The sequence below is a fragment of the Variovorax sp. PDC80 genome (assembly GCF_900115375.1).
Classification (GTDB): Bacteria; Pseudomonadota; Gammaproteobacteria; order Burkholderiales; family Burkholderiaceae_C; genus Variovorax.
On record NZ_FOWG01000012.1, the window covers coordinates 277613 to 295658 of the forward strand.

At 72.0% G+C, this 18046-nt stretch carries 19 protein-coding genes; 6 read left to right on the top strand and 13 right to left on the bottom strand.

Features of this window, described 5'->3' with window-relative positions; genetic code table 11:
* Positions 1 to 50 precede the first annotated feature (50 nt).
* A complete protein-coding gene (dbpA, locus tag BM109_RS30885; RefSeq protein WP_093351560.1) occupies positions 51 to 1457 on the top strand; it encodes an ATP-dependent RNA helicase DbpA in 1407 nt (468 codons plus the stop codon).
* Here dbpA and BM109_RS30890 read toward each other — a convergent pair.
* A complete protein-coding gene (locus BM109_RS30890; protein ID WP_256222881.1) occupies positions 1432 to 2880 on the bottom strand; it encodes an MATE family efflux transporter in 1449 nt (482 codons plus the stop codon). The two genes, dbpA and BM109_RS30890, sit on opposite strands and share 26 nt — an antisense overlap.
* Before the next feature lie 86 nt (positions 2881 to 2966).
* On the opposite strand from BM109_RS30890, the gene BM109_RS41365 reads away from it, so the two are divergent.
* The 4 genes from BM109_RS41365 (at position 2967) to BM109_RS30905 (ending at position 5868) form a co-directional block, all read left to right on the top strand.
* Entirely contained in the window at positions 2967 to 3137 is a 171-nt protein-coding gene (locus BM109_RS41365; RefSeq protein ID WP_172705803.1) for a hypothetical protein, read from the top strand.
* A gap of 111 nt (positions 3138 to 3248) precedes the next feature.
* Positions 3249 to 3569 carry a hypothetical protein gene (locus BM109_RS30895; protein WP_093351565.1) on the top strand — a complete coding sequence of 107 codons (321 nt, stop codon included), beginning with the start codon at positions 3249 to 3251 and terminating at the stop codon, positions 3567 to 3569.
* 17 nt (positions 3570 to 3586) lie between these two features.
* Complete coding sequence (locus BM109_RS30900) at positions 3587 to 4594, top strand: MerR family transcriptional regulator (RefSeq protein WP_093351568.1); 1008 nt, start codon at positions 3587 to 3589, stop codon at positions 4592 to 4594.
* Between the two features lie 56 nt (positions 4595 to 4650).
* Positions 4651 to 5868, top strand: coding sequence for an acyltransferase family protein (locus BM109_RS30905; protein WP_093351570.1), 1218 nt, complete (start codon positions 4651 to 4653; stop codon positions 5866 to 5868).
* On the opposite strand, the gene BM109_RS30910 is transcribed toward BM109_RS30905, so the two are convergent.
* Positions 5805 to 6692 carry a LysR family transcriptional regulator gene (locus tag BM109_RS30910; RefSeq protein ID WP_093351573.1) on the bottom strand — a complete coding sequence of 296 codons (888 nt, stop codon included), beginning with the start codon at positions 6690 to 6692 and terminating at the stop codon, positions 5805 to 5807. The genes BM109_RS30905 and BM109_RS30910 overlap by 64 nt on opposite strands.
* An 80-nt stretch (positions 6693 to 6772) precedes the next feature.
* Between BM109_RS30910 and BM109_RS30915 the strand changes: the two genes are divergently transcribed.
* Positions 6773 to 7687, top strand: a complete 915-nt coding sequence (locus BM109_RS30915) for an EamA family transporter (RefSeq protein ID WP_093351576.1) — start codon at positions 6773 to 6775, stop codon at positions 7685 to 7687.
* Between the two features lie 4 nt (positions 7688 to 7691).
* Here the strand turns inward: BM109_RS30915 and BM109_RS30920 are convergent, their stop codons facing one another.
* From BM109_RS30920 to BM109_RS41530, 11 genes are all read right to left on the bottom strand, one after another.
* Entirely contained in the window at positions 7692 to 8615 is a 924-nt protein-coding gene (locus BM109_RS30920) for a fatty acid desaturase family protein (RefSeq protein ID WP_093351578.1), read from the bottom strand.
* A gap of 65 nt (positions 8616 to 8680) precedes the next feature.
* The gene (locus tag BM109_RS30925) at positions 8681 to 9355 is read right to left on the bottom strand and encodes a GntR family transcriptional regulator (RefSeq protein WP_093351581.1); all 675 of its coding nucleotides are present in this window, start codon (positions 9353 to 9355) and stop codon (positions 8681 to 8683) included.
* 34 nt (positions 9356 to 9389) lie between these two features.
* Positions 9390 to 10682 carry an NAD(P)/FAD-dependent oxidoreductase gene (locus BM109_RS30930; protein WP_093351582.1) on the bottom strand — a complete coding sequence of 431 codons (1293 nt, stop codon included), beginning with the start codon at positions 10680 to 10682 and terminating at the stop codon, positions 9390 to 9392.
* Positions 10679 to 10942 (bottom strand): 2Fe-2S iron-sulfur cluster-binding protein, encoded by a 264-nt coding sequence (locus BM109_RS30935; protein WP_093351585.1) that lies wholly within the window; start codon positions 10940 to 10942, stop codon positions 10679 to 10681. Before BM109_RS30935 ends, BM109_RS30930 begins: the two co-directional genes overlap by 4 nt.
* Positions 10939 to 12048 (bottom strand): NAD(P)/FAD-dependent oxidoreductase, encoded by a 1110-nt coding sequence (locus BM109_RS30940; protein ID WP_093351587.1) that lies wholly within the window; start codon positions 12046 to 12048, stop codon positions 10939 to 10941. The genes BM109_RS30935 and BM109_RS30940 overlap by 4 nt, the downstream gene beginning before the upstream one ends.
* A gap of 8 nt (positions 12049 to 12056) precedes the next feature.
* Positions 12057 to 13001, bottom strand: a complete 945-nt coding sequence (locus BM109_RS30945) for a 4-hydroxyproline epimerase (protein ID WP_093351590.1) — start codon at positions 12999 to 13001, stop codon at positions 12057 to 12059.
* A gap of 91 nt (positions 13002 to 13092) precedes the next feature.
* Positions 13093 to 14226 (bottom strand): branched-chain amino acid ABC transporter substrate-binding protein, encoded by a 1134-nt coding sequence (locus BM109_RS30950; protein WP_093351593.1) that lies wholly within the window; start codon positions 14224 to 14226, stop codon positions 13093 to 13095.
* Positions 14227 to 14308: 82 nt separating this feature from the next.
* Positions 14309 to 15223, bottom strand: coding sequence for a dihydrodipicolinate synthase family protein (locus BM109_RS30955; protein WP_093351595.1), 915 nt, complete (start codon positions 15221 to 15223; stop codon positions 14309 to 14311).
* Between the two features lie 146 nt (positions 15224 to 15369).
* Positions 15370 to 16059 (bottom strand): outer membrane lipoprotein, encoded by a 690-nt coding sequence (locus BM109_RS30960; protein WP_093351597.1) that lies wholly within the window; start codon positions 16057 to 16059, stop codon positions 15370 to 15372.
* A 138-nt stretch (positions 16060 to 16197) separates the two neighbouring features.
* Complete coding sequence (locus BM109_RS30965) at positions 16198 to 17538, bottom strand: HipA domain-containing protein (protein ID WP_371268918.1); 1341 nt, start codon at positions 17536 to 17538, stop codon at positions 16198 to 16200.
* Entirely contained in the window at positions 17532 to 18002 is a 471-nt protein-coding gene (locus BM109_RS41530; protein ID WP_093351599.1) for a helix-turn-helix domain-containing protein, read from the bottom strand. The genes BM109_RS30965 and BM109_RS41530 overlap by 7 nt, the downstream gene beginning before the upstream one ends.
* Positions 18003 to 18046: the final 44 nt, after the last annotated feature.

The following is an 18046-nucleotide window of genomic DNA, read 5'->3' on the forward strand; positions in this document are numbered from 1 at the left end:
GTCTTTCCACCGTCTCTCACGCCTCCGCCGGGCTTGCTGGCGGCCACGCCATGACCACCACCTCCCCCGACGATTTCGCCACCCTGTCGCTCGCGCCGCAGATGCTGGCCAACCTGGCGCAGCTCGGCTACGCGCGCATGACGCCGATCCAGGCCGCGAGCCTGCCGAGCGCGCTGCTCGGCAAGGACCTGATCGCCCAGGCCAAGACCGGCAGCGGCAAGACCGCCGCCTTCGCGCTGGCGCTGCTGGCCAACCTCAATCCGCGCCGCTTCGCGGTGCAGGCGATGGTGCTGTGCCCGACGCGCGAGCTGGCCGACCAGGTCACGACCGAGATCCGCCGGCTGGCGCGCGCGGAAGAGAACATCAAGGTGGTCACGCTGTGCGGCGGCGTCGCGCTGCGCGGGCAGACCGCGAGCCTGGAGCACGGCGCCCACGTGGTGGTGGGCACGCCGGGGCGGATCATGGACCACCTCGAGCGCGAGAACCTCGCGCTCGACGCGCTCAACACGCTGGTGCTCGACGAGGCCGACCGCATGCTCGACATGGGCTTCTTCGACGACATCGTGACCGTGGCGCGCCAGTGCCCGAAGGAGCGCCAGACGCTGCTGTTCTCGGCCACCTACCCCGAGGGCATCGCCAAGCTCGCGCAGCAGTTCATGAAGAACCCGCAGCAGATCGCGGTGCAGGCCCAGCACACGGGCAGCGCGATCCGCCAGCGCTGGTACCAGATCAAGGACGGCGAACGGCTGCACACCGTGAGCCGGCTGCTCGACCACTTCCGCCCGGCCAGCACGCTGGCCTTCTGCAACACCAAGCAGCAGTGCCGCGACCTGGTCGACGTGCTGCAGGCGCAGGGCTTCAGCGCGCTCGCGCTGTTCGGCGAACTCGAGCAGCGCGAACGCGACCAGGTGCTGGTGCAGTTCGCCAACCGCAGCTGTTCGGTGCTGGTGGCCACCGACGTGGCGGCGCGCGGCCTGGACATCGCGCAGCTCGAGGCGGTGATCAACGTCGACGTGACGCCCGATGCCGAGGTGCACGTGCACCGCATCGGCCGCACCGGCCGCGTCGGCCAGCAGGGCGGCGCCGAGGGCCTGGCGCTGAACCTCGCGAGCATGGACGAGATGGGCTTCGTCGGAAAGATCGAGCAGCTGCAGGGCCGCGAATCCGAATGGCACGAACTGGCCGAGCTCACGCCCGGCAAGGGCGCGCCGCTCGCGCCGCCGATGGCCACGCTGCAGATCGTGGGCGGGCGCAAGGAGAAGATCCGCGCCGGCGACGTGCTGGGCGCGCTGACCGGCGACTGCGGCTATGCGAAGGAGCAGGTCGGCAAGATCAACGTCAACGAGTACTCGACCTACGTCGCGGTCGACCGTGGCATCGCCGCCGAGGCAGCGCGCAAGCTCAACGACGGCCGCATCAAGGGCAAGAGCGTCAAGGTCCGGCTGCTGGATCTCTGAGGTCGCCCGCGAGCGCCGCGGCGCCACCGGCCGCCGAGGTCGGCGCGACCGGTGCATCGAGCACCGGCACCGCGTCTTCGGGCGGCGCCGGCGCGAGGTCCTCGCGCAGCGCCAGCCGGTTCGCGAGCCGGAACGCCACCGTCACCGCGAGCACGCCGAAGATCGAGGCGCCCACCGCCTGCCCGATCAGCACGCCCGCCGCGCCGTACTGCGCACCCCACCAGACGAAGGGCACCGTGCCCACGGTCGCGCGGCCCCAGTTGAAGACCGTCGACAGCAGTGGATGGCCGAGGTTGTTGAACGAGGCATTGGCCACGAACAGCCCGCCCGCGAAGAAGAAGCTGGCCGCGAGCCAGCTGCAGAACAGCGCGATCAGCTCGGCCGAGACGCCGTCGGCCGAGAAGGCCCGGATCAGGACGTCCTGCCCCAGCGCCAGCACCGCCCAGGCCACCGCCACCGACACGCCCATGACCAGCAGGCTGTCGCGCAGCCCCTGGCGCACGCGCCGGTACTGCCCGGCGCCGAGGTTCTGCGCCAGGATCGGCCCGACCGCGCCGCTCAGCGCATAGACCAGCCCGAAGGCCACCGGGCTCACGCGGTCGATGGTGGCGGCACCGGCCACGGCGGCGGGCCCGAACTGCGCGATGGTGTGGGTGACGAAGGCGGCGCTCACCGGCGTCGCGAGGTTGGTCAGCACCGCCGGCCCGGCCACCGCGGCCATCGCGCGGGCATCGGCGCCCAGCTGCTTCGGCTCGAAGCGGCCCAGCATGCGGTGCCGCACCGCCACGCCATGCAGCCCGACGGCGGCCAGCGCCAGCCGCGAGAACACGGCGCTCACGGCGGCGCCGTCGAGCCCCATGCCGAAGCCGAAGATCAGGATCGGGTCGAGCACCGCGGTGACGAAGGCGCCGACCAGCGTGACCATCATGGCGCGCCGCGCGTCGCCGACCGCGCGCAGCAGCGCCGAGCAGGCCATGCCGATCCCGAGCAGCGGCATCGTGTGCACCGTGATCGCGAGGTAGCGCTGCGCGAAGCGCGCGGTCTCGCCCTCGGCGCCCAGCGCATGCACGGCCGGGCCGAGGAAGAAGGCGGTGCCGCTGCCGGCCACCAGCGAGATCGCCGCCATCAGCACCAGGCTCGCGGTGGCGATGCGGCGCGCATCGTGCGCGCGGCCCGCGCCCACGGTGCGCGAGACCACGGCGGCGATGCCGATCATCAGCCCGATGCACAGCGAGGTGTGGAAGAAGCCGACCACGCCCGCGAAACCCACGGCCGCGGCGATGGCCTTCTCGCCGAGCAGCGAGATGTAGAACAGGTTGATCAGGTCGACCGCGAACACCGCGATCAGGCCGATGGCGCCGGTGCCCGCCATCACGCAGACATGCCGCAGCAGCGAGCCCGTGACGAACCTCGGCCGGGCCATGTCTCCCCCCATTGCGCTTTCTGGCATGCAAAATCCTCGCTGTGGCCTAATTACGCCTTCGAACTTCACTTTTACCCGAGCTTTCCATGCCCAAGAAAATCCGTACCGAAGCCGACCGTCTCGCCAGCCCGAAGCCCGTGCCCCTGCCCGGCTTCACCCTGCCGCGCAACGGTGGCGGCCAGAAGGTCAGCCTCGAGCGCGGCACCGCGACGCGCAGCAAGAAGAACCCCGGCAAGCGCGCCAAGAAGGGCGGCTGATCCGGCCTTCGCCGCCACGGCCCGCCGGGCCGGTGGCGCGAAACCCCGACAAACGCGCCCGCGGGCGCGTTTCGTCGTTGAGGGGCCCCTGCCAGGGGCTATAACCCTTCGATGTCCGACGACAACCAGATCCTGATCCCGCCCTCGTTCTTCGCCGTCTACACCGACGCGCGGCAGCGGCTGCGCGAGCCCATCGGCGTGGTGCGCGAGCGCTACGAGATCTGCGAGGACCTGGCCAGCCACCTGGTGGGCCATGCGCAGATCCAGCACCACACCGAGGTGCCGGTCGAAAGCGAGATCCTGGCGCGCATCCGCGCCGGCCTGGCGGTGCCCGAGGCGGGCCTGCAGCCGGCCGAAGCCGACTGGGTGGTGCAGCGGCTGGCCGAGCTGCTGGGCTGGCCCGGGCCCGAACCGGTGCCGTCCGGGGACTGAGCCCCGGCGCCGCCGCCATGCTGCTCCAGGTCGGCGAACTCGCGCGGCGCACCGGGCTCACGGTGCGCACGCTCCACCACTACGACGCCATCGGCCTGCTCGCGCCCTCGGCGCGCTCGGAGGCCGGCTACCGGCTCTACGGCCCCGACGACATCGCGCGGCTGCACGCGATCCAGGCGCTGCGGCTGCTCGGGCTGCCGCTGGCCGAGATCGGCGGGCTGCTGGGCGCAGGCGGCGAATCGCTGCCCGCGATCGTCGCGCGCCAGATCGCCGCGCTCGACCGTCAGATCGCGCAGGCCACCACGCTGCGCGAGCGGCTCGCGCTGCTCGAACAGCGGCTGGCCGAGGGCGGCCGGCCCGACACCGGCGACTGGCTCGCGACGCTCGAGCAGATGAGCACCTACGGCCGCTACTTCAGCCCGGAGGAGATCCGCGCGCTGATGGCGAACTGGAAGGCGGTGGCCGACCAGTGGCCGCCGCTGATCGCCGAGGTGAGCGAGCGCATGGCGCGCGGCGTGCCGGCCGATGCGCTCGAGCTGCAGCCGCTGGCCGCGCGCTGGATGACGCTGATGGGCCAGTGGATGGACGGCAACTACGACCTGATCGAGCGCTGGGGCGAGATGTACCGCAGCGAGCCGGTGGCGCGGCGCGACGACGGCCCCTCGGCCGCGCTGATCGGCTACATCGAAGAGGCCATCGGGCTGCGCATGGCCGCGCTGCTGCGCCACCTCGACGCCGAGGACTTCGCGCGCCTGGGCACGCCGCCCGACGCGGCCTGGCGCCGGCTCTCGGGCGAACTCGAGGCCCTGCAGGCCCGGGGCGCGGCGCCCGGCGACCCGGCCGTGCAGGCGATCGCGCGCGAGTGGGCCGCGCTGTTCGATGCCTTCTGCGACCACGACCCGGGCATCGCGGGCCGGCTGATGCAGGCCATGGCCACCGAGCCCGTGCTGCAGGCCGCGGCGGTGACCGCGCCGCCGGTGCGCGAGCTGCTGCTGCGCGCCATGGCAACGCTGCGCGCGGCCTGAAAAACCCGCTCGTCCCCGCTTGACCCTGACGTTGCGTGAGGCCCAACAGTGGCCGCATGAACAACGCCAACACCCCTCCTTCCGCCCCGCAACGTCTGCACGCGCTCGACAACCTGCGCGCCCTCATGATGTGGCTGGGCATCGTGCTGCACGTGGCCCTCAACCACCTCACCGTCGCCTCGCCGCTGCCCTGGCGCGACCCGCAGACCTCGCGCGTCGCCGACCTGCTGCTGCTGTTCATCCACGGCTTTCGCATGCCGGTGTTCTTCGTGCTCGCGGGCTTCTTCGTCGCGCTGCTGATCGAGCGGCGCGGCGCCGGCGGCATGCTGCGCAACCGCGCGCTGCGGCTCGCCCTGCCCTTCGCGCTGTTCTGGCCGCCGCTGTTCGTGCTGACCACGCTGCTCGCGATGGTCTACATCCACCTCACGGTGCGTGGCGTGCCGGGGCTCGATGCGGCGCTGGCGCCGCCGCGCCCGCCGGGCGGCTCGCCATTCAACACGCTGCACCTGTGGTTCATCTACCAGCTGTTCTGGTTCTGCGTGCTGGCCTGGGCCGGCGCGAAGCTGGGCCGCTTCGTGCCGGCGCGGCTGCGCGCGGGCTTCGGGCACGGCTTCGCGCTGCTGGCACGCCAGCCCTGGGGCGTCCTGGTGCTGGCGCTGCCGCTGGCCGTGGCCGGGTCCTTCCATCCCACGGGCCTGGCGCCGCAGAGCGGCTCCTTCCTGCCGCCCTGGGGCGAATGGGTGCACAGCGGCCTGTTCTTCGTGTTCGGCCTGTGCCTGCACGGGCGGCAGGAGCTGTTCGCCCGCTTCGCCGCGCGCTGCCAGGTCCTGGCGCTCGCGGGCCTGGCCTTCTTCGGCGCGACGCTCGTGCTGCTGGGCGCCGCGCGCGGCACGACGCCATTGCCGCACGCCGCGTTCTGGGTCGCCTTCGCCTACGGCACCGCCGGCTGGCTCTGGAGCCTGGCGCTGATCGGCGCCTTCGTGCGCTGGCTGCCGCGGCGCAACGGCGTGCTCGACTACCTCTCGCGCAGTTCCTACTGGGTCTACCTGGTCCACATGCTCGGCACCGTCGGCTTCGGCGTCCTGCTGTTCCATGCGCCGCTCGGGGCGCTCGCGAAGATGGGGCTCAACATCGCGGCCACTTCGATCATGGCGCTCGCGAGCTACGAGCTGCTGGCGCGCCGCACGCCCATCGGCCGGCTGCTCAACGGTCAGCCCGAGGCGAAGCGCTCGAGCAGGAAGTCGACGAAGGCGCGCGTCTTCGCGGCCAGGTGACGCGAGGGATAGACGGCATAGACCGGCGTGCGGTCGGCCTCCCAGTCTTCCAGCACCGCCTCGAGCCGGCCCGCGGCCAGTTCGTGCGCGACGTAGATGCGCGGGATCAGGCTCAGGCCGAAGCCCGCGAGCAGCGCGTCGCGCACCGCGAGGCTGGAGCTGACCTTGTAGCGCCCGTCGACCGGCACCGCCACGCTGCGGCCGGCACGCCGGAAGGTCCACTTGTGGGCATGGCCCGAGAGCGTGAACTGCACGCAGTCGAAGGCCTTCAGGTCCTCGGGCCGCGCGGGCCGGCCGCGGGCGGCGAAATAGGCCGGCGCGCCGCACAGCACGTGGGTCATGGTCGTGAGCTCGCGCGCCACCAGGCTCGAGTCCTCGAGCCGGTCGCTGCCGCGGATCGCGAGGTCGTATCCGCCGCCGATCAGGTCGGTGCGCGCGTCCTGCAGGTCGAGCTCGAGCCTGAGGTTCGGATGGCGCTCCATGAAGGCCGGGATGCCGGGCGAGATGCAGGTCAGCGCGAAGGTCAGCGGCGCGCTGACCCGCAGCACGCCCGAGGGGCTGCTGCCCATCGGCGCGAGCGCGGCGTCGGCCTCGCTCAGGTCGTCGAGGATGCGCGAGAGCCGCTGGTGGTAGGCGGCGCCGGCCTCGGTGAGGCTCATGCTGCGCGTGGTGCGGTTGATGAGCCGCACCTTCAGGTGCGCCTCGAGCTCGGCGATGTTCTTGCTGACCGCGGCGGCCGACAGCCCGAGCTGTCGCGCCGCGCCCGCGAAGCTGCCGCTGGTGGCGGCGGTGCGGAAGACCTGAAGGGCGGTGAGATGGTCCATGATCCACAACCATTGGTAATGAATCAATTCATTATTCAGACATTCACAACCAGCGGTCAATTGAATAGATTCAAGCCTCCATGACCGACACCACCGACCGCAGCGCCCGCCCTCCCGCCCGGGGCGCCGACATCCTGCTGACCGCCGCCGCGCCCGCGATCTGGGGCAGCACCTACATCGTCACCACCGAGCTGCTGCCCGCGAACTACCCGCTCACGGTCGCGATGCTGCGCGCGCTGCCCGCGGGCCTGCTGCTGCTGGCCATCGTGCGGCAGCTGCCCGAGCGCGCCTGGTGGGGCCGCATCCTGGTGCTGGGCGTGCTCAATTTCTCGCTGCTGTGGGCGATGCTGTTCATCGCGGCCTACCGGCTGCCGGGCGGGGTGGCGGCCACGATCACCTCGCTGCAGCCGCTGATGGTGGTGTTCCTCGCGAGCGCGCTGCTCGGCACGCGGGTGCGCGCGCTGTCGGTGGTGGCGGCCGCGGTGGGCTTCGGCGGCGTGGCGCTGCTGGTGCTCACGCCGCAGGCCAGGCTCGACGCGGTGGGCATCGCGGCGGCGCTCGCGGGCGCGGTGTCGATGGCCTTCGGGACCGTGCTGGCGCGGCGCTGGCAGCCGCCGGTCTCGGCGCTGACCTTCACCGCCTGGCAGCTCACCGCGGGTGGCCTGCTGCTGCTGCCGGTGGCGCTGTGGCTCGAACCGGCGCTGCCGCCGCTCACGGCCACCAACTGGCTGGGCTTCGGCTGGCTAGGCCTGGTGGGCGCCGCGCTGACCTACATCCTGTGGTTCCGCGGCGTGGCCCGGCTGGAGCCGGCCGCCATCGCCTCGCTGGCCTTCCTGAGCCCGGTGACGGCCGTGATCCTCGGCTGGGTGCTGCTGGGCCAGCGGCTGTCGCCGCTGCAGGTGGCGGGCATCGCCATCGTGATCGCGAGCATCTGGCTGAGCCAGCATGCGCAGCGCGGGGCGCTGCCCACGGCGGCGCGGCCCGCGACGCGCTGAAGGATCAGGCGGCCGTGGCCTGCTTGAGCAGGCTCAGGTAGCCGGGCTGCACCTCCATGCGCGCGGTGGTGCCGCCGCGCTGCAACAGCCGGTGCGCCTCGGGCAGGCTCCAGCACGGCAGGCTGGTGAACATGTGGTGCTCGCAGTGGTAGTTGACCCAGTAGGGCGCGATGAAGATGCGCTCGGCCAGGTTGGCATGCGTGGTGCGCGCCTGGCGCAGCGGATCGGCCTCGTTCTGCGCCACCAGCGCATGCTCGGCGATGTTGCGCACCCGGCTCACGAGCGACAGCCAGGTCGCCATGGGCAGCAGCCACATCAGGACCCAGGCCCACCAGTAGCCGGCCAGTGCGAAGGCCAGCAGCCCGAGGCCGTTGGCGAGAAAGAAGCGCCGGTCCTTCGCGAGTTCGCGGCCGAACGCCTTCAGCGCCGACTCGCCCGGTGCGCGCTGGCGGATGCCTTCGGCGATATGGCCGAAGCGCTGCTTGTAGAAGGTCTGGCCGCTGAGGTCGCGCACGACCTTGCGCCACATCGAGGCGCGCGAGATCGGGAACGGCGCGGACAGCACGAGGTCGGGGTCCTCGGTCTGCTGCACGAAGCGGTGATGCTGCAGGTGGTAGGGCCGGTAGTCGCGCAGGGTGGACGAGCACAGCCAGTGGCCGACCCAATCGTTGACGCGGCGGTTGCGGTGCAGCCCCGCATGGGCCGCGTCGTGCATCAGGATGAACAGGCCGAGCTGGCGCGCGCCGACGATCGGCACCATCAGCGGAATGGTCCATGGCCAGACGATGCCCACCAGCATCGCGAGGCCGATGACGCCCCAGCAGTGCGCGACCAGCCACAGCCCCTTCCACGACGAGCGCGCGGTCAGCGCCTGCCATTCGTCGATGCTGAAGAAATCCTCGGGACGGGCTCGGGGTGCGGCGGCCATCGGGCCAGTATGCGCCGCGGGTCCGGGCGATGCACGCGGACTTCCCCGCAGGCCCGCGCAGCCTCCTAGCGGTCGATGATCTTGCGCGCGAAGCGCTCGAGGTAGTCCATCAGCCGGTCGGCGCCCGCGGTGGCGGCGGCCTCGTCGCCGGTGGCGATGCCCTGCGCCAGTTCGAGGTGGGCGTTGGCGCCCTCGACGATCTCGCCCTGGTGCTGGTAGGCGTACCAGAAGCGGCGGCACTGCACGATCAGCGGCGTGACGGCCTTGACGGCCGAGTCGTTGTGGCTGGCCTGGTGGTTCACGAGGTCGAGCGCATGGTCGGCGCGCATGTAGCCGTCGAGGTCGCCGCGCGCGGCCGCCTCCACCATCTGCTCGGCACAGCGCACGATCTCCTTGCGCTGCGGCGCGGTGGCGCGGCGCGCGGAGCAGGTGGCGATCAGCTGCTCGAGCACGCGGCGCGTCTGCACCACGTCGAGGTGGTCGGCGAGGTCGATGGTCGACACCAGCAGCCCGCGGCGCGCCTGCTGCACGACGAGGCCGATCGACACCATGCGCATCAGCGCCTCGCGCACCGGCGTGCGGCCCAAGCCGGTGCGCTCGGCCAGCTCGGCTTCGACGATCTGGCTGCCGGGCTCGAGCTGCAGCGTGGACAGCAGGGTCTCGATGGCGTCGTAGGCCATGTCGGCGGCACGGCGCTTCGGGGCGGACGCAGGGGCAGGGACGGGGATCGGAGCAGCCATGGATGTTCGGGGACGCGGATCTGCGTAGTGTGGATCAGTCCGGGTCGCGCGCGCCCAGGCCGGCCAGCGTCGCGATGCGCACGGGCGACAGCGGCGGCCGCGGCGCGGGCGGCGTCCAGCCGAACAGGAACTGCGCGGCGTCGCCGCACACGCGCCCCTGGCACGGGCCCATGCCGCAGCGCTGGTGCAGCTTGGCGTCGGTCCAGCCGCCGCAGCCGGCGAGCGCCGCGAGGGGCACGTCCTCGCAGCGGCACACCAGCGTGTCGGGCCGGGCCAGCGCGCGGATGGCCGGGCCGGGCGCGAAGCTGCGGTGCAGGCGCGTGGCGAAGGCGTTCCAGCGCGCGCGTTCGGCGTATTGCAAGCGCGCGGCCTTTTCGTCGCCGACGGCCGCATGGCCCGCGATGGCGCCCTGCGCGAGCGCGCGTTCGCTGCCGCCGAAGCCCGTGCATTCGCCGGCCGCGTAGACGCCGTCCAGGCTGGTGGCCTGCCGCTCGTCGACGGCCAGCGCGAGCGTGCCGCTGTCGCCGAAGGGCGCGAGCGCGCAGCCGAGCATCTGGCCGAGCTGGGTGTTGGGCACGAGGCCGAAACCGCAGGCCAGGCGCTCGCAGGCGATCTCCTGCAGGCGGCCGCCCTGGTTCAGGCGCACCGATTCGAGCCGTGTCGTGCCCCGTGCTTCGACCACGTGCGAGCCGGTGCGGTAGGCCGCATCGGCCAGCGTCAGCGCCTGCATCGCCTTGCCGGGCCAGCGCGCGAGCCCCAGCGCGAAGCCCGCGACCGCGCCGAAGGCCGCCTGCTCGGCGATGCGCAGCACCTTCGCCCCAGCCTGGCGCGCGGTGGCCGCGGCCGCCAGCAGCAGCGGGCCGGTGCCGGCGACGACGATGCGCTCGCCCGCCACCGGCAGGCCGGCCTTGATCAGCGCCTGCAGGCCGCCCGCGCCGGTCACGCCGGGCAGGTTCCAGCCCGGAAAGGGCAGCAGGCGTTCGCGCGCGCCGGTGCACAGCACGAGCCTGCCCCAGCGCAGGCGCCAGGCGCGCTCTGCCTCCTCGAGCAGCAGCTCGCGCGGCGCGCTGGCGGCCACCACGCGCGTGCCGCTGTGCACGCGCACGTTGGCGCGGGCGGCCAGCGCCTCGCGCAGCCGGCGCGCGGCCGGCGGCAGGGCGGCGCCGGGCCCGTCGCGCCAGATCTGCCCGCCGGGCACGGGGTTGTCGTCGATCACGACGATGGCCGCGCCACTGGGCGCGGCCGCCAGCGCGGCGGCCATGCCCGCGGGGCCGGCGCCGACGATCAGCAGGTCGCAGTGTTCGAGGCCGATGGCGTCGGTGCTCATCGCAGGGTCTCCACGCGCATGCCTTCGCTACAGACGGTCTGGCAGGCGAGGCGGCGGCGGCCATCGATGGCGACGCGGCATTCCTGGCAGATGCCCATGCCGCAGAAGGGCGCGCGCGGCTGGCCCGTGACGGAGACGCGCGCCACGCCCATGGCCGGCGTCATGTCGGCGATGCGCAGCGCGGCGGCCACCGAGCTGCCGGCCGCGACGCGCACCTCACGGCCGTCGATCTGCAACAGAACCTGCGGCGCGGCGTTCATGCCACCGTCTCCAGCAGCCGCCCGGGCGCAAAGGGCCGCCCATCGAACGGCGGCGCGGTGCCCGTCATCAGCGCCACCAGCAGTTCGGCGCTGCCCGGCGCGGTGGTCACGCCCAGGCCTTCGTGGCCGAGCGCGAGCCACAGCTTCTCGCGCCACGGATGCGCGCCCAGCAGCGGCAGGCCGTCGGGCGTGGCGGCGCGCAGGCCGGTCCAGCTGCGGATGGCGTTGAGTTCGCCGAGGCCCGGCAGGTAGTCGATCGCGCGCCGCAGCATGCGCGCGAGCATCGCGGGCTCGACTGCGGGATCGGTGGTGTCGAACTGCCGCGAGGAACCGACCAGCAGCTGGCCCGTGGGCCGCGGCTGCACGTTGAAGGCGACCGAGTCACCCTCGGCATGGTGCGCGCTGGTGACGTAGCCGAGCTCGACCAGCTGGTGCCGCACGGTGCCCGGATAGCGGTCGGTGATCAGCAGGTGGCCCTTCTTGGGGCGCAGCGGCAGTTCGGGGCACAGCGCGGCCGCCTCGAGGCCGGCGGCCAGCACGACCTGCGCGGCACGGCGCCGGCCGCCGTCGGCCAGAAGCAGCGTGCCGTCGTCCTCGATGGCATCGACCTGGGCCTGCTCGAACTCGATCGCATCGCCCGCATCCGCGAGCAGCCAGCGCGCCGCGTTCGGCGCATAGAGGATGCCGTCGCCCGGCACCTCGAGCGCGCCCGCGAGGCCGGCGCGCAATGCCGGTTCGGCCGCGGCCAATGCCCTCGCGTCGAGCAACCGGCTCGCGATACCCTGCGCGGCGAGCCGTTCGCGCTTGCGTTCGGCCTCGGCCATCTCCGCGTCGTCGGCGGCGATCCAGAGCGTGCCGCAGGCGCTGTGCGCGCAATCGGCCGGCAGGCGCGGCGCGAGCGCGCGCCACAGGTCGATCGAGCGGCTGCTGAGCTCGAGCTCGGCGCGGTTGTCGTCCATCGCCACGAGGTGGCCCATGCCGGCGCCGGTGGCGCCGCCCCGGCGCGCATCGATCACGCACACGCGACGGCCCGCGCGCGCGAGCGCATGCGCGCAGGCGGCGCCGACGATGCCGGCGCCGATGACGATCGCGTCCGCATCGGCCATCTGCCGCGTCAGAGGCGGATGCCCCAGGCGAAGGGATCGGCCTCGTCGATCAGCAGGGTGGCTTCGGCGCTGATGTGGGCGCGGCCGCGCAGCGTGGGGATGACGCGGCCGTCGTCGGCGGGCTCGTAGCTGGCCTCGAAGCGGCTGCCGATCACGCTGGCCTGCGTCCACACCTGGCCGGGCGCGAGCTTGCCGTCGGCCGCGAGGCAGGCGATCTTGGCGCTGGTGCCGGTGCCGCAGGGCGAGCGGTCGTAGGCATTGCCGGGGCACAGCACGAAGTTGCGGCTGTCGGCGCCGTCCGCGTCGTCGGCGAACAGTTCGATGTGGTCGATCTCCGCGCCCTCGGCGCCGGTGATGCCCTGCGCCGCGAGCGCGCGCCGCAGCGCGGCCGTGTAGTCGGTGAGCGCGGCGAGGTTGTCGCTCGCCACGCGCTGGCCGTGCGCGGCCTCGCTCACGAGGAAGAACCAGTTGCCGCCCCAGGCCACGTCGCCGCGCACCGTGCCATGACCCGGCAGTTCGGCGGCCACCTGGCGCACGTGCCGGTACGCGGACACGTTGCGCACGCTGACCGCGCCGTCTTCGTGCAGCGTGGTGGTGACGGTGCCCACGGGCGTCTCGATGCGGTGCTCGCCGGGGCCGATGCGGCCCATGTGCGCGAGGCTCGCGACCAGGCCGATGGTGCCGTGGCCGCACATGCCGAGGTAGCCCGCGTTGTTGAAGAAGATCACGCCGGCCGCGGCATCGGGTGCGACCGGTTCGCACAGCAGCGCGCCGACCACGACGTCGCTGCCGCGCGGCTCGAGCACGGTGGCGGCGCGCCAGGGGTCGTGCCGTTCGGCCAGCAGCGCGCGGCGCTCGGCCATGCTGCCGCGGCCGAGGTCTGGAAAGCCGCCGGTCACGAGGCGGGTGGGCTCGCCGCCGGTGTGCGAGTCGATGATCTGGATGCGGTGCATGGGGCTGGGCGCATCGCCGTCCGTGAAGACGGCGATGCGTTGAAGAAAAGAGAGGAGGAAGGGGCCGCGGCCCTTTCCCGGGAGACGCGACTCAGTAGCTCGCGAGCGCAGTCGGCGCGGCGTTCTTGAAGGTGAACACCGTGATCGGCGCCTGCTTCATGTTGCCCTTGTCGTCGTAGGCGTAGGTCGCGGCCACGCCCTTGTAGGTGGTCTTGTAGAGCTCGGCGCCGACCTTGTCGGGATCGATCGAGTTGGCCTTGGCCATCGACTCGCCGATGAACATCACCTGGTCGTAGTACGAGGCCGCATAGGCATCGGCATCGGCGTTGAAGCGCTTCTTGAACTTCTCCTTGAAGGCCGGACCGCTGACCGCCTTCTCGAGGATCGAGCCGCCCTGGGCGCAGAACACCGCGTCGTTGACCGCGTCGCCGCCGAGCTTGCCCATCGCGGGGCTGCACAGCGTGTCGCCGCCGAGCAGCTTGGCGTTGATGCCGAGCTGCTTCATCTGGCGCGTCATCGGCGCGCCCTGCGGCGCGTAGCCGCCGAAGAAGATCGCCTCGGGCTGCTTGGCCTTCATGTTGGTCAGGATGGCGGTGAAGTCGACCGCCTTGTCGGTGGTGAACTCCTGGCCGACCACGGTGAGGCCCTGCTTCTTCGCTTCCTTGGTGAACTCCTCGGCGAGCCCCTGGCCGAAGGCGGTGCGGTCGTCGATCACGCCGACCTTGGTGACCTTGAGCACCTTGGCCGCGTAGACGGCCATGCTGCCGCCGATCTGGTTGTCGCTCGCGATGATGCGGTAGAGGTTCTTGTAGCCGCCCTGCGTGACCTTCGGGTTGGTGCCCACGGTCGACAGCAGCACGCCGCCGTCGCTGTAGACACGCGAGGCCGGGATGGCCACGCCCGAGCAGTACGGGCCCATGACGAACTTGACGTTGTCGTCGACGAACTTCTGCGCCACGGCCACGCCGCTCTTGGCATCGCAGGCGTCGTCCTCCGACTTCAGTTCGAACTTGAGCGTCTTGCCGCCGACCACGAGCTTCTTCGCGTTGAGCTCCTCGATCGCGAGGCGCACGCCGTTCTCGTTGTCCTTGCCCGCGAATGCATTGGGGCCGGAGAGCGGCCCGGTATGGCCGATCTTGACCACCTGCTCCTGCGCCTTCGCCTGGGTTGCGAGGGCGAGCGCCACGAGGCCGAGCAGCGGAATCATCTTCGATGGTGTCTTCATGCTTCTTCCTGGATAAAGGGACACGGAGGGTACGGGGGAAACGAGGGCGCCGCCCTCGGGGGAAACGCAGCAAACGAAGGGCTTAGGCGACCGACTGGTACTTGGCCGGACGGGTCGCGAGCGCCTTCTTCACGATGGCCTCGATGGCCTCGCGCTCGACGCCCACCAGCGGCAGGCGCGGACGGCGCACGTGCTCGGTGCCCACGCCCACGAGGTGGTCGATGAGCTTGAGGTTCTGGACCAGCTTGGTCGAGACGTCGAGGTGCAGCATCGGCGTCATCCACTGGTAGAGCTTGAGCGCCTCGGCGAACTGGCCGGCCTTCATCAGGTCGTACAGCGCCACGGTCTCGCGCGGGAACGCGCAGCCCACGCCGGCCAGCAGGCCGTCGCAGCCCAGCGCCAGGCCCTCGTAGGCGAGGTCGTCCACGCCGAGGAACAGCTGGTAGCGGTCGCCGACCGTGTTGCGCAGGTCGGTGATGCGGCGAATGTTGTCGGTGCTCTCCTTGATGGCCGCGATCCATTCGCAGTCGGCCAGCTCGACCATGTGCTCGGGCTTGAGGTCGACGCGGTAGGCCACCGGGTTGTTGTAGACCATCACCGGCTTCTGCGCCGCGTTGGCGATGGTGCGCACGTTGAGCATGGCTTCGCGCGCGTCGGCCACGTAGATCACCGAGGGCATGACCATGTAGCCGGCCACGCCGAGCTTGTTGCCGCCCTCGACGTAGCGCAGCGCGTCGCGGGTGCTGGTCTCGGACACGTTGGCCAGCACCGGGATGCGGCCGTCGGCGGCCTCGAGCGCGATCTGCGCGACCTGCAGCTTCTCCTCGAGCGACAGCGTGCTGGCTTCGCCGAGCGAGCCGCAGGTGACGAGGCCGTGGATGCCGTTGCGGATCTGGAAGTCGATGTGGCGCGCGGTGCCTTCGGCATCGATGCGCTCGTCGGCATGGAACTTGGTGGTGACGGCGGGAAAGATGCCTTGCCAGCGGGGGTTGCTCACGAATTCGCTCCTTGGATGGGCCCGGATGGGCGGGGCTGGGACGGAGCGGATTTAAATATATTAACGATATACCGTCAATATTCTCGTAAACGAGCATGCGCCCGGCAGGGCCTGTCGGGCGCGGTTCCAGGTGGGGTGGGGAACGCTTACTTGCGGCCGTCGGCCGGGCTCAGCGTGTGGCCCTTGAGCCGGACGGCCTTGCCGATCGGCGGCGCGCTGCGCGTCTCGACGCTGCGCAGCGTGCCGTTGTCCATGCGCACGCCGACCTGGTAGACGGTGACCGTGTGGGTGCGCTTCTCGATCTCGTTGCCCGCGTAGCCGCCGCCGACCGCGCCGAGCACGGTCGCGGCCGTGCGGCCGCCGCCATGGCCGATCTGGTTGCCCACCAGCCCGCCGACCACGCCGCCGGCCACCATGCCGACGCCGCTCGGGCGCTGGGTGCGCTGCACGGCGCGCACCGTCTCGACATGGCCGCAGACCGCGCAGGGCGGGGCGGCGGCCGGTTCGGGCGCGGCGGCCATCGGCGCGGGGCCCGTGGCTGGAACGGGCTGCGGCGCGGCATTCATGGCCGGAGCGGGCGCCGCCGTGGTCGCGCTCGCGGTCGGGCCGGACGGCAAGGGCTGAAGCGCCGGTGGCGCCGCATCGGGCTTGAAGTCGTCGGGCGCCGGGCCCGTGGCCAGGGCCCCGGGCGGTGACGCCGCCGTGCCGCCCTGGTGCTTCTGCCACAGCGCGCCGCCGAGCGCGGCCACCGCCACCGCGAGCACGCCGATCACCACCCAGAGCTTCTGCGTTCCACCCTGGCGCGAGGGCATGCCTGTTGTCGTTGTCTGTTCCATGAAAGCCTTCCTTCTTGCGTCCGGCGCACGCGCGCCGGAACCCGTTCCCAGCATCGCCCGCGGAAGGCCGAAGTCAATGCACGGGCGTCCTACACGCCGGCACGCGGCGAGCGCATCCGGCTGGAGGACGACACCCGGTCAGGGCGTCGCGGCGGGCGCCACGCCCGAAAGAAAGCGCCGCGCCTCGGCGCGCATGCCGCGGGAAACGGCCTCCCAGGTCCGCGCGGGAAAGTCCGCGGGCAGCACGGCCTCGACCTCGGCCAGCGCCTCGTCGAGCGTTTCGACCATCGCCAGCATCGCGCGCCAGGTGTCGTCGCCGCCGTTGCGCATCGCGAGCCCCCACCAATGGCGCGCCTGGATGGTGTGCAGCGCGTAGTGCGCGTTCTTCGAGCGCACGGCCATCGCCAGCTCGGCCCGGCGCGGCTGGAACTGGCTCGCGCCGTTGCCGAAGTAGGGCCACATCGACAGCACGTCGTAGAGCGGCGTCATCTCGTAGACGTCGCCGCGCTGCAGATGGATCGAGAAGTTCTTGGCATGCCCATCGGTGGCCGCCAGCAGGAAGAAGGCGAGCTGCGCGAGCAGGAACAGCGTGCCGTCGTCCCGGCTGCGGCTTCCCTGCAGCAGTTGCAGGCAGCGGGTCATGCCGGGGCCGCCGTGCTGCTCGTACTTGCGCTCGGGCGGCAGCGCCATCGCCTGGCAGAAATCTTCCTGCGGCAGGCGCGCGATCCAGCGCTCGCCGTTCGCGCCCGCCATCCACTCGCGGTCGAAGCGCTCGACCGCCAGCACCTTCTGGTCGCCGAAGGTCGCGATGGACGTCGGCGCGACCGGCAGGCCCAGCGCGCCGACGATCCGCGCGCAGAGCCATTCGTTCTGCACCGAGTCCGAGGCGTCGATGCGCCGCGAGCCACCGATCAGCCCCAGCGGCAGCTTGAGGATGTGGGTGGTCGGCGTGGCGCCGTGGGGGCGGCACCAGTGGCCGTCGACGCGGGTCAGCGCGGTCTTTTCCTGCGCGCCGGCCAGCGAGATCCGGAACAGGTCGCGGTCGCGCAGCCGCTCGGGCGTCGATTCGGTCGGCACGGCGCGCAGCAGCTCGGCCACCTGCTCGTCGGCGAGCGGCTCGCAGTTCACGCGATCCCAGCCTTCGGGCACCGCGCCGTCGGGCAGCAGCTGCACCGCGCCCACGCAGTCGCGGCCGATGGCTTCGAGCAGGTCGAAGACCTTGGTGTTCTTGAGCCCGAAGCGCTGGCCCAGCCGCGCGCGGATCCGCTCGTTGTCGGGCAGCAGGTTGTCAAAGTAGTTGCGCACCGCCTCGCCCTGGACTTCGAGCGCCGTGGTGATCGGCAGCGAGAGCGACAGCGAGCGGCGCCGCGGCGACGCGAGCCACGCGGGCTCGTAGCGGAAGGTGTGGGATTCGCGATCGACCGACCAGGTGCCGACGAGTTCGCCGTTCATCCAGGCCTTGAGCGCGCGTCTCACCAGGAGCCCTTCCTCGGCGTGGCGGCGAAGCGCCCGCGGACGGCGGGCGCGGGGCCATCCGCGGCGGGGCGCGGTGCTTGCGGTTCGGGGGGCGACGGGGCGGCCGCCGCCGGTTCTACGCCTTTTTCCTGGGCGACCGGCGAGGCCGGCGACGGTATCCGCCCATAGGCGTGCACCGCGTTGCGATCCTTCGCGCGCCGATCGCCGTCGGGAAGCTCGGCGCTCGCCGGCGCCGCGAAGGCCGGGGCCTCGTCTTCGTCGCGCAGCGAGATCGACGCGCCCAGCGCCGCCAGCAGCTTCATCAGCTGTTCGAAACCGACGGCCCCCGGATTCGCCTCGATCTCGGCGATCCGGGCCTGGCTGACGCCGACGAGGCTGCCGGCCTGCGCCTGCGTCAGGCCGCGCTTCTTCCGCAGCGCCTGGAGGTGCGCCCGAAGCTGATCGGCAAAACGAAGGGGGTAGTCCATCTTGCTTTCAAGATATAGGCCCTCCCTTGTTTTGTCAACTTATA